The sequence below is a fragment of the Microbacterium sp. Y832 genome (assembly GCF_057669765.1).
In genome coordinates this window covers 17,505-30,709 of sequence record NZ_JBYHFM010000001.1, presented here as the reverse complement: position 1 = coordinate 30,709, position 13,205 = coordinate 17,505, and the positions used below count along the sequence as shown (strand labels likewise).

General features: G+C 68.5%; 11 protein-coding genes. 4 read left to right on the top strand and 7 right to left on the bottom strand.

The features are described from left to right. Positions 1–21 precede the first annotated feature (21 nt). Positions 22–1,023, top strand: a complete 1,002-nt coding sequence (locus AC25YV_RS00105) for a LacI family DNA-binding transcriptional regulator (RefSeq protein ID WP_488121795.1) — start codon at positions 22–24, stop codon at positions 1,021–1,023. Positions 1,024–1,079: 56 nt separating this feature from the next. On the opposite strand, the gene AC25YV_RS00100 is transcribed toward AC25YV_RS00105, so the two are convergent. The 6 genes from AC25YV_RS00100 to AC25YV_RS00075 are packed head-to-tail and all read right to left on the bottom strand — an operon-like array spanning position 1,080 to position 7,930. Beyond that, positions 1,080–2,066: a sugar ABC transporter substrate-binding protein gene (locus AC25YV_RS00100; protein WP_488121794.1), complete on the bottom strand. Its 987-nt coding sequence runs from the start codon at positions 2,064–2,066 to the stop codon at positions 1,080–1,082. Further along, complete coding sequence (locus tag AC25YV_RS00095) at positions 2,063–3,127, bottom strand: ABC transporter permease (protein WP_488121793.1); 1,065 nt, start codon at positions 3,125–3,127, stop codon at positions 2,063–2,065. The genes AC25YV_RS00100 and AC25YV_RS00095 overlap by 4 nt, the downstream gene beginning before the upstream one ends. Beyond that, positions 3,124–4,137, bottom strand: coding sequence for an ABC transporter permease (locus AC25YV_RS00090; RefSeq protein WP_488121792.1), 1,014 nt, complete (start codon positions 4,135–4,137; stop codon positions 3,124–3,126). The genes AC25YV_RS00095 and AC25YV_RS00090 overlap by 4 nt, the downstream gene beginning before the upstream one ends. Further along, complete coding sequence (locus AC25YV_RS00085) at positions 4,134–5,627, bottom strand: sugar ABC transporter ATP-binding protein (RefSeq protein WP_488121791.1); 1,494 nt, start codon at positions 5,625–5,627, stop codon at positions 4,134–4,136. The genes AC25YV_RS00090 and AC25YV_RS00085 overlap by 4 nt, the downstream gene beginning before the upstream one ends. Beyond that, positions 5,624–6,673 carry an aldose 1-epimerase family protein gene (locus AC25YV_RS00080; protein ID WP_488121790.1) on the bottom strand — a complete coding sequence of 350 codons (1,050 nt, stop codon included), beginning with the start codon at positions 6,671–6,673 and terminating at the stop codon, positions 5,624–5,626. Before AC25YV_RS00080 ends, AC25YV_RS00085 begins: the two co-directional genes overlap by 4 nt. Further along, positions 6,674–7,930 (bottom strand): hypothetical protein, encoded by a 1,257-nt coding sequence (locus AC25YV_RS00075; protein ID WP_488121789.1) that lies wholly within the window; start codon positions 7,928–7,930, stop codon positions 6,674–6,676. Positions 7,931–8,104: 174 nt separating this feature from the next. Here AC25YV_RS00075 and AC25YV_RS00070 point away from each other — a divergent pair, with 174 nt between their 5' ends. The 3 genes from AC25YV_RS00070 (at position 8,105) to AC25YV_RS00060 (ending at position 12,384) form a co-directional block, all read left to right on the top strand. Then, positions 8,105–8,866, top strand: a complete 762-nt coding sequence (locus AC25YV_RS00070) for a DeoR/GlpR family DNA-binding transcription regulator (RefSeq protein ID WP_488121788.1) — start codon at positions 8,105–8,107, stop codon at positions 8,864–8,866. Between the two features lie 69 nt (positions 8,867–8,935). After that, positions 8,936–10,972, top strand: a complete 2,037-nt coding sequence (locus tag AC25YV_RS00065) for a bifunctional aldolase/short-chain dehydrogenase (RefSeq protein WP_488121787.1) — start codon at positions 8,936–8,938, stop codon at positions 10,970–10,972. Then, entirely contained in the window at positions 10,969–12,384 is a 1,416-nt protein-coding gene (locus AC25YV_RS00060; protein WP_488121786.1) for a rhamnulokinase, read from the top strand. Before AC25YV_RS00065 ends, AC25YV_RS00060 begins: the two co-directional genes overlap by 4 nt. Here AC25YV_RS00060 and AC25YV_RS00055 read toward each other — a convergent pair whose 3' ends face one another. Further along, positions 12,385–13,053 carry a hypothetical protein gene (locus AC25YV_RS00055; protein WP_488121785.1) on the bottom strand — a complete coding sequence of 223 codons (669 nt, stop codon included), beginning with the start codon at positions 13,051–13,053 and terminating at the stop codon, positions 12,385–12,387. Positions 13,054–13,205: the final 152 nt, after the last annotated feature.

Genomic DNA, 13,205 nt, shown 5'->3' with positions numbered 1-13,205 from the left:
CGACGACGAGCGGACTTTCTGATGGCAACGATCCGCGACGTCGCACGGCTTGCCGGCGTTTCGGCCGGCACGGTCAGCAACGTGCTGAACCGCCCGTCCTACGTGCGCGCCGAAACGCGCGAGAAGGTCGTCCGCGCGATCGCTGAACTCGATTTCGTGCCCGACCAGAGCTCGCGGCAGTTCCGCGCCGGCCGCACACGCACGATCGGCGTCGTGGTCGCCAACCTCGACAATCCGTTCTTCGTCGATGTCGCTCTCGGCGCCGAGCAGCTCAGCCGCGAGCTGGGACTCGGTGTCGTCGTCTGCAACAGCGCGTACGACGCCGTGCGCGAGTCGCAGAACCTCGACCTGCTCGTGCAGCAGCGCGTGCAGGGCATCATCATCTCGCCCGTCGACGAGAACAGCTCCCGCCTCGAGATGCTGCGCGATCGTGGCGTGCCGATGGTCTTCGTCGACCGGGTCGGCGATGATCGCGACTGCTGGTCGGTCGTCGTCGACGACGGGCACGGCGGGCGCGCGGGAGCACAGCACCTCATCGACCGCGGGCACCGGCGCATCGCGTACGTCGGGCACCCGCACCGCTCCCCCAAGGTGCGCATGCGCTACGAGGGGGCGCGCGAGGTCGTCGACCGCACGGCGGGCGACATCACTCTCGAACTGCTCTCGACCGAGTCCTGGACCGTCGACGAAGGCCGTGCGGCGGGGCGGGCCCTGCTGGCACGACAGCCTGACAAGCGACCGACGGCGGTGCTGTGCGCCAACGACGTCATCGCGTTGGGCCTGCTCCAGTCGGTCACGCACGGCGGACTGCGCGTGCCCGAGGATCTCGCGATCGTCGGTTACGACAACGTCGTGTGGTCCGAAGTGGGCGCCGTGCCCCTGACGACCGTGGCGCAGCCGCGCGCACAGCTGGGCCGGACCGCGGTCGAGATGATCATGCATCTCATCGACAGCCCCCAGCGCAGCCCGAGGACGAATCACGTCGTCCTCGAACCCGACCTGGTCGTGCGCGAATCGACCTGACAGAACACGAAGGGGCGGATGCTGCTGCAGCATCCGCCCCTTCATAAGAGTCCGACTCAGAAAGCGGGCTCCACGTCGTCGACATTGTCGATCGTGACCACGGTCAGCGGGATCGGCAGACGCGCGTCGACCGTCTCGCCGCCGGCGACCTTGAGGATCGTCTCCAGCGCGAGCTGGCCGTCCTCGACGGGCGACTGCAGGATCGTCGCGTAGAAGTGACCGGCCTTGATGGACGCGAACGCATCCGCCTGGCCGTTGATGCCGACGATCACGGGGATGTCGGCGAGGTCACGGCCCGACTCGGTCCACGCGTCGATGAAGCCGCGTGCCATCGTGTCATCGCTCGCATAGACGCCGTCCATGTCGTCGCCGAAGCGCGTGATGAGGTCGCGGCTGGCGACGAGCGCCTTCTGCTGGTCGAAGTCGGCATTCACCGACTGCAGGATCTCGATGCCCGATCCGAGCTCATCGAGACGGTCGGTGAAGCCGTCGCTGCGACCGATGCTCGTGCCGTTGCCTGCCTGGCCGGCGATGATGACGACGTTTCCTTCGCCTCCGAGCGCGTCGTTCATCGCGTCGGCCGATAGCACGCCCTCTTCGTAGACGTCGGGGCCCGTGAAGCTCGCGACGAGCTTGAGCGCCTCGTCATCCATCGGCGAGTTGATCAGCACGACCGGGATCTGAGCCGACTGCGCCTGGATGAGGCCCGGGATGTAGGCCTGCGGGTCGAGCGGCCACAGCACGATGCCGTCGGGGTTGCGGCCGATGCACGTCGAGAGCTGCTCGGTGCCGGTCTGGACGTCGAAGTCCTGACTGAGCATCGTGACCTTGGCGCCTGCCTCCTCGGCGGCGGCGAGGAAGGCCTCGTTGGCGGGGGTGGCGTAGGCGTGCGATTCGGCTGCCGTGATGTAGCAGATCTCCTTGCCGGAGCCTGCGGCCTCGCCGTCTGTCGAGCCGGATCCGGCGTCTGCCGAGCCGGCGCATCCGGCGAGCAGCATCGCCGCTGACAGCACGGCTCCGCCGAACAGGAACTTCTTCTTCATGCGATCGTCCTTTCGATCTCTTGGGTGGTGTCTTTCTGCGCGCCCGACCTCCGTCGTCGGAGCCGTCGCGCGAGCGACGACAGGGAGAGGTCGACACCCTGCTTCGCGAAGGTGAAGCGGTCGAGCAGGATCAGAAGCAGCAGGATGCAGCCGGTCACGATGTCCTGCACGTAGGCGGGCACGCTCTGGTACTCCATCGCCGTCGTCAGCGCCGCGAGGGTCAGCAGACCGCCCAGGGTTCCCAGCGCCGAGCCGACGCCGCCCTCGAGCCGCGTGCCACCGATCACGACGGCCGCGATCGCAGTCAGCACGATCGTGTCGCCGAAGACGGGTGAGCCGGTGTTCGAGGCGATGCTGAACGTCACACCGGCGACGCCGGCCATCATCCCGCTGAACACGAAGGCGCCGAACAGGTACGCGTTGGAGCGCACGCCGCTGGCCGTCGCGCTGGCCGCGTTGCTGCCGACGGCGAACAGGTTGCGTCCGCCGACGCTGCGCGTCAGCCAGAAGTGCAGCAGGACGATGAGCGCGAGGAACAGCAGCACGCGAGCGGACACGGTGCCCGCGACGGGCTGGGTGAGCGGGATACCGAAGAACGGGTCCGTGCCGCTGAGGGGCCGGGAGTCGGTGATGAGGTGGCATACGGCCCGGAAGAACACCATCGTCGCGAGGGTCGCGACGAGCGAGTTGATCTTGAGCACGACCACGAGCACGCCGTTGATGGCGCCCGCGGCCATGGCGACCGCGACGCCGACGAGGGCCGCCGGGATCTGACCGAGAGCGGGCTGCAATCCGATCGCGGCGATACCCGAGAGGGCGAGGATCGCCCCGCCCGAGAGGTCGAGCTGGCCGGCGATCAGCACGACGGTCAGACCGATCGCGAGGAGTCCCATCGTCGCGACACGGTCGATGCCGAGGCTGAGCGTGCGGCCTTCGAAGAAGCCGGGCACGAACGAGGCCGACAGCACGAGGGTCGCGACGAGGATGACGATGACGCGATAGCGCACGAGGCTCAGGAACACGACACTGTCGGTGATCCGATTCGACGAGGTACGGGTCATGATCGGCCTCCCTTCCGGCGGAGGTAGACATCGAGCGAGACGGCCGCCACGATGAGCGCGCCCTTGGCGATGCCCTGCACCGCGGTGGGCACGCCCTGCAGCACGAGGATGTTGTTGAGGAGCGCGACGAAGAGCAGTCCGCCGATCGCGCGCGGGATGCTGCCGGATCCGCCGAGGAGGCTGACGCCACCCACGACGACGGCCGTGATCGCGTCGAACTCGTAGCCGATTCCGATGCCGGGGCGCGCGGTCTGCAGCGTCACCCCGAGCAGCACGCCGGCCATTCCGGCCAAACCTGCGGTCAGCACGAAGGCCGCACCACGCGTGAAGAAGAGAGGCACGGCACTGGCCCGCGTCGCGTCCGGGTTCCCACCAGCCGCATACACCCAGCGCCCGAGAACGGTGCGCGAGAGCACGAGGTGCCCGATGATCGCAACCGCGAGGAAGACCAGCACGATGACGGGGATGCCGAAGATGCGACCGTTGAGGAAGGCCTGCGCCTCGGGGTCGCTGCCGTAGACGATGACGCCACCCACGCTCCACTGCGCGATGCCCAGCACGATCGTGCCGACGGCGAGCGTTGTGATGACGGGGTTGATGCCCGCATAGCCGATGAGGAGACCATTGACGACTCCGGCGGCGAGGGCCGCGAGGATCGCCACGAGCGCCGCCGGGATCGTGCCCATCATCGGCTGCAGTCCGAGCACGAGGATCGCACCGACGGCGACGGTCGCCGGCACCGAGAGGTCGGCGAGGCCGCGGGTGATGAAGACGAAGGTCATCCCGACGACGATGACGCCGAGGATCGAGATGTTGATGAGGACGTTCGTCAGGTTGCCGATGCTCAGGAACCGGTCCGACAGGACCGACCCCACGATCAGCAGCAGAACGATGCCGACAGGCATGCCGATCCAGGGGCCGATGCGCGAGAGCGCGCTGCTCTTGGTCAGGCGGTCGCCCGATCGGGTCGTGTTGGTCTGCGCCCGCGTGGGCGCGGTCGATGAGGTCATTGCGATACCTCTCCGGTAGCGGCGTGCATGACGGATCTTTCGTCGGCGTCGGCGCGGTCGAACTCGGCCGACACGCGCCCTTCGTGAAGGACATAGACGCGATCGCTGACGGCGAGAACCTCGGGAAGCTCGGACGAGATGAGCAGGATCGCGACCCCCTGGGCGGCGAGCTCGCCGATGATCGTGTGGATGTCGGCCTTCGCGCCGACGTCGACCCCGCGCGTCGGTTCGTCCAGCAGCAGCACGTCCGGGTGCGTCGCGAGCCATTTCGCGATGACGACCTTCTGCTGATTGCCGCCGCTGAGCGTGCTCACGGCGCGCTCGATGACGGGCGGGGAGACCCCGAGTGCGTCGACCTCGTTTCGCGCGAGGTCGCGCTCGCGCCGCGACGAGATCCAGCCGGCCGAGCTCACCTTGGGCAGCACGGGCAGGGCGATGTTGTCTTTGATGGATGCTTCGGGGATGATCCCGTCGCGCTTGCGATCCTCGGGGACGTAGGCGATGCCCGCGTTGACCGCTGCGCGCGGACTGCGGACGCGCACATCCGCGCCGTTGACACGCACCGTTCCGGCATCGGCGGCGTCCAGGCCGAAGACGGCGCGCGCGACCTCGGTCCGGCCGGCACCGACGAGGCCCGCGAGACCGACGATCTCGCCGGCGCGCACCGTGAGCGAGACGTCGTCGAAGGCACCCGAGCGGCTGAGGCCGTCGATCTCGAGCACGACGTCTCCGATCGGCACGTCGCGCTTGGGGAAGACGTCGGTCAGATCGCGCCCGACCATGAGGGTGATCATCTCGGTCGCGGTCAGCCCCGATGCGGGCCGCGTCTCGATCTGACGGCCGTCGCGCAGCACCGTGACCTGGTCGGCCAGGTCGAGCACTTCGCGCAGGCGGTGGCTTATGTAGATGATGGCGATTCCGTCGGCGCGCATCGTGCGGATGACACGGAAGAGCGCCTGCGCCTCGTGCTCGCTCAGCGACGACGTGGGCTCATCGAGCACCATGATCTGGGGGCGGGCGGCGTAGGCCTTGGCGATCTCGACCAGCTGCTGCTGGCTCACCGTCAGCGATCCGAGACGTGCGCGCGGGTCGATCCGAGCGTCGAGAGCGTCAAGGACCGCACGGGCGGACTCGAAGAGCGCGCGACGGCGCACGATGCCGAATCTCGACGGCGTGGCCCCCAGGGTGATGTTCTCGGCCACGGATAGGTCGGGCACCAGGTTGAGCTCCTGATAGACCATGCCGATGCCGCGGCGCCGCGCATCCAGCTGACCCGAGATCCGCACGCGTTCGCCCGCCAGGGCGACCGAGCCGGCATCGGGCTGGTAGACCCCGGCGAGGATCTTCATGAGGGTGGACTTGCCGGCGCCGTTCTCACCGACGATGGCGTGGACTTCGCCGGGTTCGACGACCAGGTCCACGTCTGACAGCGCCTTGACGCCGGGGAACGACTTCGAGATCCCCCGCATCTCCAGGGCGGGCACACTCATGCCGACTCCTTCCTCTTCGCGCCGCGCGCGCGGCTGGGCCCGGCATCGATCTCGATGGCATAGGACACCGACTCCCCCGGCTGCAGCTCAGGCAGGACGCCTTCACTGCGCGCGGTGGCGCGCCCCCTGCTCCAATCGACGTTCACGGGTTCGAGCCCGAGCACGTAGTGACCTTCGCCGAGCATCTTCCACTGGTGCAGGCCCGGCAGCGTCTTGGTGTCGAACCTGATGGCGAGACGCACGTCGCGTTCGGGGTTGTCCACCGAGACTTCGGCGAAACCCTGATCGCGGAAGTCATGACGGAACACCTGCTCGGCGTAGTCGCGCGTGGGTGCCGACAGCTCATGCCAGCTCGCGACGCCGGCTTCTGCGGCCGCGTCCCGCGGAGTGACGGCCGCGGACGGGATCCGCAGCACGGCGTCCTCCGAGAGCAGCGGCCAGCCGAGATTGCAATGGTAGAGCACCATGTGACCGGCCGAGCGCGAGTCCTCGTTGGTCACGGTGTCGTCGATGCGGATGACCGAGCCGCCGAGGTCAGCGTGGATCCGGCGGCGCAGAACGAGGTTCTCCCCGAACACCGACGCCTGCCGCACCTCGCCCTCGATGACGATCCCGTCGTCAGCGACCTGCGCGCGCGTGATCGTCGCAGGTATCGAGCTGATCCGGCCGTGCATGGGGTAGTCCACGCCGTCCTCGCTCGTCGGCGGACCGAACGAGTCCAGACCGCAGGTCGTGAGGAGCCCGCCTCCGAACGCCCGCAGCCAGTCCATGCCGACGTCGTGCGTGTGGGCGGGCGCGCCGATGCCGACCGGCGACATCCAGGCCAAGGGAGTTCCGCGGAACGTCACCTGGCCGAGGTCCATCGCCCGATCCGGGTGCACCTCGAACGACAGACCGCCGCCTGTGTCGACACGGATGCGGCGAGCGCCGCGCGCCGCGCCCTGCGTCTCAGTGAACTCGTCGATCCGGGCGATCTGCGCGAGCGTGCCGATCCGCCGCCGCGCCTCGGTGAGGTCGACGCCGAAGAGCTCCGCCGTGCCGGGCATCTACAGTCCCAGCTCTCCGCGCTCGGCGTTCAGCTGCGCGCTGCCGGGGCCGAAGTGCTTGAGGATGACGAGGTCTTCGGTCGCGGACTCGTTGACGACCGTGACGCCCGCCGAGGCTGCGGATGCCGTGACGAAGAACTCGTCGGACGAGAACTGGCCGTATCGGATCGAGCTGATCGCAGCGAGGGACTGGCCGTTGATGGTTCCGCGGCCGCCGACCGCGACGAGACCGTACGCATCGTTCTCGTCGACCGTGACAGCTCCACCGGGGCGCACCGTGAGCTCCTTCGCGCTGAACGCGGGCGAGCGGTAGGTGATCCACTTCTCGACGTAGTCGGGCGTTGCGGCGCGCGCGCTGGCCACCGTCTCGACGGGGGGCGTGAAGCGGTGGCTCCAGAAGTCGGGGTCGACGTTGCGCTCCCAGTCGACCAGCTCGACGATGAAGTCGAGGTCGCCGACGCGGTCGTCGGGCACGTCCTTCCACAGCAGCTCGTCGCCGACCTCACGGTTGTTCGACCAGGACTCGGTCATCGCGAAGACGTCGCAGGCGGCCTGCGGCTCGTACGTGCACATGCTGGCCGGGGCGTGCAGGATGCCGGCGGGAACGTCCCACCCCGTGCCGGGCGTGATCCGGTAGGCCTTCGACAGGTCGGTGATGCGGTTGTCTCCACCGCGCAGGAATCCGGCGAGCTTCTCACGCAGCTGATCCTTCGTCACCTCGGGGTGGAGGCCGAAGAACGTGTACGGGAACTGACCGCCGTGGTTGTTCATCTGCGCCGGGAAGTAGTACGCCTCGGGCTTGCCGGGCTTGCCGACCAGGGCGGCGTGCTCGTCGCGGTGGTGGATGTGGAAGGGCAGCGGGAACTCGTTGTCGAAGAACTTCGAGTACATCGGCCACAGGCCGTGCGAATCCCACAGCCCGCCGATCGCTTCGCCACGGAAGTGCGCGATGAACTCGTCGAACGGGATGACGTTGCCGTCGGGGTCGCGCACGAGGCTCAGTCCCTCGAACGGGTCGGTGCGCGGCCCGTTCTCGGCGCGGATGGCGCTTGCGAGCCAGCGCTCGTCGATGCCGCCCCGGTCTTTGCCGAGCGGGAAGTAGTCATCCGGGTGCAGGCGGATGCGGCGGCCCGGGGTGCAGAACGAGCGCGGCACCCAGGCGGGCGCGAGCGAAAGGACGCCACCCGAGGCGTCCATGGCGCGCTCGATCGCGGTCTCCGCACTCGTGACGTTCTCGTAGGGCCCGGCATTCGCCATTTCTCACTCCTTTGTGACGTCGCCGTTCGACGTCGCTGTCTCTCAGGCTGCACTTGGGTTCATTGAACCTTTTGTGATTCAGTGAATCTAGCAAAGGCGCTCGTGCGATGCAACAAGTACGTCGGATGCATCCAGAAGTTGTGCGATGACCGCTGATGGAGCAATGTCGACGTCATGTCGACCACGAGCTCCCTGGACAGCGAGAGGCGACGGCAGGCCCTGGCCCACCTCGTGGAGGAACAGGGAGCAGTGAGCCTCACCGAAGCGGCGGCGGCATTCGACGTGTCGGCCATGACGATCCGCCGAGACCTGCTCGAACTCGAGACCTCAGGCCTGGTGCGCCGCGTGCGTGGGGGCGCGATCACCGCTCCGGGACCGCAGAGGTTCGGCGTGCGCAGCAATCTGCAGCGCGACGCGAAGGCGCTCATCGCCCGCAAGGCCGCCGACCTCGTGCCGCGCGCCGGCGCGATCGCGATGGATGCGTCGACGACGGTGGGAGCGCTCGCGGCCACCCTCACCGGCACCGACGAGCTGACGGTTGCCACGAACTCCTGGGAGAACTTCTCCGCCGTGCGTCGCGCCGGTTCTGTGAACGCTCTGCTCACGGGCGGCCAGGCCGAAGCCTCTACCGACAGCCTCGTCGGGCCGCTCGCCTGCCGGGCGGCGGCATCGATGAGCTACTCCACCTTCTTCACGAGCGCGAGCGGGGTGCACGCCGAGCTCGGATCGATGGATGTGTCGCTGTCCGAAGCTCAGGTGAAGCAGGAGTTCGCCCGCGCCGCGGAGCGCATCGTGCTTCTCCTGGACTCATCGAAGATCAGTGAACGCGATGTCGCCCGCAGCTTCGACTGGGAGCAGATCGATCTTCTGGTGACGGAGCTCGACCCGACAGACGAGCGGTTGCGCGCGCTGCGCGATGTGGTCGACCTGCGCTGACCATTGCAGGCTTGATCATTTCTTGTCATACTTCACACGAATGAACATCCGCGTACTGGAGGCTCCGTGATGACCGACTCGATTCCCGCACAGCTGATCGCACGCAGCAACCGCCTCGGTGCCGACGCCCGCAACACCAACTACGCCGGCGGCAACACGTCGGCCAAGGGGGCCGAAATCGACCCCGTCACGGGAGAGCCCGTCGAGCTGCTGTGGGTCAAGGGCTCGGGCGGTGACCTGGGCACCCTGACCGAGACGGGTCTCGCGGTGCTGCGCCTGGACCGATTCCGCTCGCTCGTCGACGTGTATCCCGGTGTGGACCGCGAGGATGAGATGGTCGCAGCGTTCGACTACTGCCTGCACGGCAAGGGCGGTGCCGCCCCGTCGATCGACACGGCGATGCACGGCCTCGTCGATGCGGCGCACGTCGACCATCTGCATCCGGATTCGGGCATCGCGATCGCGACTGCAGCTGACGGCGAAGAGCTCACGGCCACGATCTTCGAAGACAAGGTCGTCTGGGTCCCGTGGCGTCGCCCCGGATTCCAGCTGGGTCTGGACATCGCCGAGATCAAGGCGAAGAACCCGCAGGCGATCGGCACGATCCTCGGCGGCCACGGCATCACCGCGTGGGGCGACACGTCCGACGAGGCGGAGGCGAACTCGCTGTGGATCATCGAAACGGCACAGAAGTACCTCGATGAGAACGGCAAGGCCGAGCCGTTCGGTGGTGTCCGCGCCGGATTCGCCGCCCTCCCCGAGACGGAGCGCCGTGCGAAAGCGGCGGCTCTGGCCCCCACGATCCGCGGCCTCGCGTCGACCGACAAGCCCATGGTCGGCCACTTCACCGACTCCGATGTCGTCCTGGACTTCCTCGCGTCCGAGAAGGCACCCGCTCTCGCCGAGCTCGGCACGAGCTGCCCCGACCACTTCCTGCGCACCAAGGTCAAGCCGATGCTGCTCGACCTCGCCGCAGATGCGTCGATCGAAGACTCCATCGCGCGCCTCAAAGAGCTGCACGAGCAGTACCGCAAGGACTACCAGGCGTACTACGACGCCCACGCTTCGACAGACTCCCCCGCGATCCGCGGCGCCGACCCGCTCATTGTTCTCGTGCCCGGTGTCGGCATGTTCTCGTACGGCGCGAACAAGCAGACGGCACGTGTCGCCGGCGAGTTCTACGTCAACGCGATCAACGTCATGCGTGGCGCCGAGTCGCTGTCGACGTACGCTCCCATCTCTGATGCCGAGAAGTTCCGCATCGAGTACTGGGCTCTCGAAGAGGCCAAGCTGCAGCGCATGCCCAAGCCCAAGACGCACCAGGGCCGCATCGCGTTCGTGACGGGTGCGGCATCCGGGATCGGCAAGGCCATCGCCACCCGTCTCGCCGCCGAGGGTGCGTGCGTCGTCGTCGCCGACCTCGACCTCGAGAAGGCGCAGGCCGTGGCCGCCGAGCTCGGCAACACCGACGTCGCGATCGGCGTCGCCGCGAACGTCGCCGACGCCGACGGCGTCCAGGCGGCGATCGACGCGACCGTGCTGGCATTCGGCGGCATCGACCTCGTCGTCAACAACGCGGGCCTGTCGCTCTCGAAGCCGCTGCTGGAGACCACCGAGAAGGACTGGGACCTGCAGCACGACGTCATGGCGAAGGGCTCGTTCCTCGTCTCGAAAGCCGCCGCGAAGGCGCTCATCGAGCAGGGCATGGGCGGCGACGTCATCTACATCTCGTCGAAGAACTCCGTCTTCGCGGGTCCCAACAACATCGCCTACTCCGCGACGAAGGCCGACCAGGCCCACCAGGTACGGCTCCTCGCGGTCGAGCTCGGTGAGCACGGCGTGAAGGTCAACGGCATCAACCCCGACGGCGTCGTGCGAGGCTCCGGCATCTTCGCCAGCGGCTGGGGCGCGAACCGCGCCGCGACCTACGGCGTCGCCGAGCAGGACCTGGGTCAGTTCTACGCCAACCGCACGATCCTCAAGCGCGAGGTCGTGCCCGAGAACGTGGCCGACGCCGTGTACGTCCTCACCGGACCCGAGCTGAGCCGTACGACCGGCCTGCACATCCCGGTCGACTCCGGCGTCGCCGCGGCATTCCTGCGATGAGCACGACGGGCACGGTCGCCGCCGTCGACCTCGGCGCCACGAGCGGCCGTGTCGTCGTCGGTCACGTCGGCACCGACACGCTCGAGCTCACGCAGGTCGCACGGTTCGCGAACGACCCCGTGCAGACCTCGGACGGGCTGCACTGGAACATTCTGGGGCTGTACGGCAGTGCCCTGAACGGGCTGCGCGAAGCGTTCCGCCAGGCTCCCGGCATCCGCACCATCGGGGTGGACTCGTGGGCCGTCGACTACGGTCTGCTGCGCGATGGGCGCCTGTTGGGTGAGCCGTTCCACTACCGCGATGCGCGCACCGAGCGCGGTGTCACGGCGGTTCACGAGCGGATGCCGCACGCCGAGCTCTTCGCCCGCAACGGCCTGCAGTTCCTCCCGTTCAACTCGCTCTATCAGTTCGCCGCCGAGCCGCGCGACGTGCTCGAGTTCGCCGACGCGGCGTTGCTCGTGCCCGACCTCATCGGCTACTGGCTGACCGGCATCGCCCGCGCCGAGCTGACGAACGCCTCGACGACCGGGCTGCTCCGCGACGGCGACTGGGCGGCCGACCTGCTGGCGGCTGCAGGCGTGCCGCGCGGCATTCTTCCCCCGCTCATCGCTCCCGGCGAGCGCCTGGGCGCTCTGTCGGAGCGGGTCGCCGCGTCGATCGGCGCACCCGAGGGCGTGTCCGTGACCGCGGTCGGCTCGCATGACACCGCATCGGCGGTCGTGGCGGTGCCGATGCAAGCGGATGCCGCCGCGTACATCTCGTGCGGAACGTGGGGCCTGGTCGGCGTCGAGGTCGACCGCCCGGTGCTGTCGCCCGAGGCTCTCGCGGCGAACTTCACCAACGAGGGCGGCGTCGATGGCCGCGTGCGACTGCTGCACAACGTGATGGGTCTGTGGGTGCTGAGCGAGACCGTGCGCACGTGGGAGCGCGCCGGTGAACGCATCGACCTTGCGTCACTGCTCGACGCGGCCGAAGACGTCTCGGGCGACGTGCCCGTCTTCGACGTCAACGACCCGCGCTTCATGCCGCCCGGCGACATGCCCGCACGGATCGACGCGTGGTTCGATGAGCACGGCGTCGCTCCCCCGCGCTCGCGGGCGGAGTACGCCCGGTCGATCGTCGAATCGCTGGCCCAGGCGTTCGCCGACGCATCTCGCCGAGCCGCCCGCATCGGCGGCGTCGACGTGCGCACGATCCATATCGTCGGGGGTGGCGCGCTCAACGAGCTGCTGTGCCAGCGCACGGCCGACCGTTCGGGCCTGCCGGTGCTGGCAGGGCCCGTCGAGGCGACGGCGCTCGGCAACATCCTGGTGCAGGCCAGGGCCGCGGGGCTCGTGGCGGGCTCGCTGGAGACGCTGCGCGACCTCGTCGCGCGCACGCACGCACCGAGGCGTTACGACCCGGCCCGCTGACTACTGCCCGGGGTATGCCGCGTACGGCGCGGTCCGCGTGACCGACGTGCTGCCGGCGTTCGTCGCGATGGTGACCGCTCCGGCAGGCACGGCGGCGAGGCGCGAGTTGATGCTCGCCGCGACCGAGTCCCCGGGTGCGACGCCACGGAAGGTCTTGCCACCATAGGCCGTCGTGACGACGATGTCGGCGGGCACCGCGAGCGTGTTCGTCGCCGTCACAGACAGGTAGACATCACCGGCGAGAATGCGCGGCACGACCTCGACCGGGTACCCGCCGTAGGGCACGGTCTCGGTCTCGCTCGCGGTGCCACTCGTCGCCGTGATCGTGGCGAATCCGGGCGGGATGATCGTGAGGCGGGTGTTGATCGACGCTGCGACGGTCCGGCCCGGCGCGACGGCGGCGAAAGTCGGGCCGCCGTAGACGGTCGAAAAGACGATGTCGACGGGGGTCGACGAGACGTTCGTGGCCGTGATCGACAAGAAGACGTTGCCCGCGAGGATCCGCTGAGTGAGGTTGACGCTCACAAGATCGGGCGCCGCCACCTCGGCGACCATCGCGTGAGATGGAGCCGCCGTCGCCGCTGTCGTGCCACCGAGAACCAGTGCGCAACTCGCGATTCCGATCGCCCCCGCCATCGCCGTCCGGCGCCATCGTGCAATCATCGACATCGTCTCTCCTTTGAGCGTTCGACGAGCGCTGCATCGGGGCGTCCCCAGGAACATCCTGGATCTCCCGCAGCTGGAGCCGAGTCAGGCAAAGCTATTGGCCGCGGCCACCCACTGTCAACGCCCATCACCGGCGGAGAGGCTGCAACGGTCGC

What these genes read in the sequence shown, in the direction of transcription:
- AC25YV_RS00105 (WP_488121795.1), top strand. Translation starts at nt 22, where the DNA reads ATGGCAACGATCCGCGACGTCGCACGGCTTGCCGGCGTTTCGGCCGGC.
- AC25YV_RS00100 (WP_488121794.1), bottom strand. Translation starts at nt 2,066, where the DNA reads ATGAAGAAGAAGTTCCTGTTCGGCGGAGCCGTGCTGTCAGCGGCGATG.
- AC25YV_RS00095 (WP_488121793.1), bottom strand. Translation starts at nt 3,127, where the DNA reads ATGACCCGTACCTCGTCGAATCGGATCACCGACAGTGTCGTGTTCCTG.
- AC25YV_RS00090 (WP_488121792.1), bottom strand. Translation starts at nt 4,137, where the DNA reads ATGACCTCATCGACCGCGCCCACGCGGGCGCAGACCAACACGACCCGA.
- AC25YV_RS00085 (WP_488121791.1), bottom strand. Translation starts at nt 5,627, where the DNA reads ATGAGTGTGCCCGCCCTGGAGATGCGGGGGATCTCGAAGTCGTTCCCC.
- AC25YV_RS00080 (WP_488121790.1), bottom strand. Translation starts at nt 6,673, where the DNA reads ATGCCCGGCACGGCGGAGCTCTTCGGCGTCGACCTCACCGAGGCGCGG.
- AC25YV_RS00075 (WP_488121789.1), bottom strand. Translation starts at nt 7,930, where the DNA reads ATGGCGAATGCCGGGCCCTACGAGAACGTCACGAGTGCGGAGACCGCG.
- AC25YV_RS00070 (WP_488121788.1), top strand. Translation starts at nt 8,105, where the DNA reads ATGTCGACCACGAGCTCCCTGGACAGCGAGAGGCGACGGCAGGCCCTG.
- AC25YV_RS00065 (WP_488121787.1), top strand. Translation starts at nt 8,936, where the DNA reads ATGACCGACTCGATTCCCGCACAGCTGATCGCACGCAGCAACCGCCTC.
- AC25YV_RS00060 (WP_488121786.1), top strand. Translation starts at nt 10,969, where the DNA reads ATGAGCACGACGGGCACGGTCGCCGCCGTCGACCTCGGCGCCACGAGC.
- AC25YV_RS00055 (WP_488121785.1), bottom strand. Translation starts at nt 13,053, where the DNA reads ATGTCGATGATTGCACGATGGCGCCGGACGGCGATGGCGGGGGCGATC.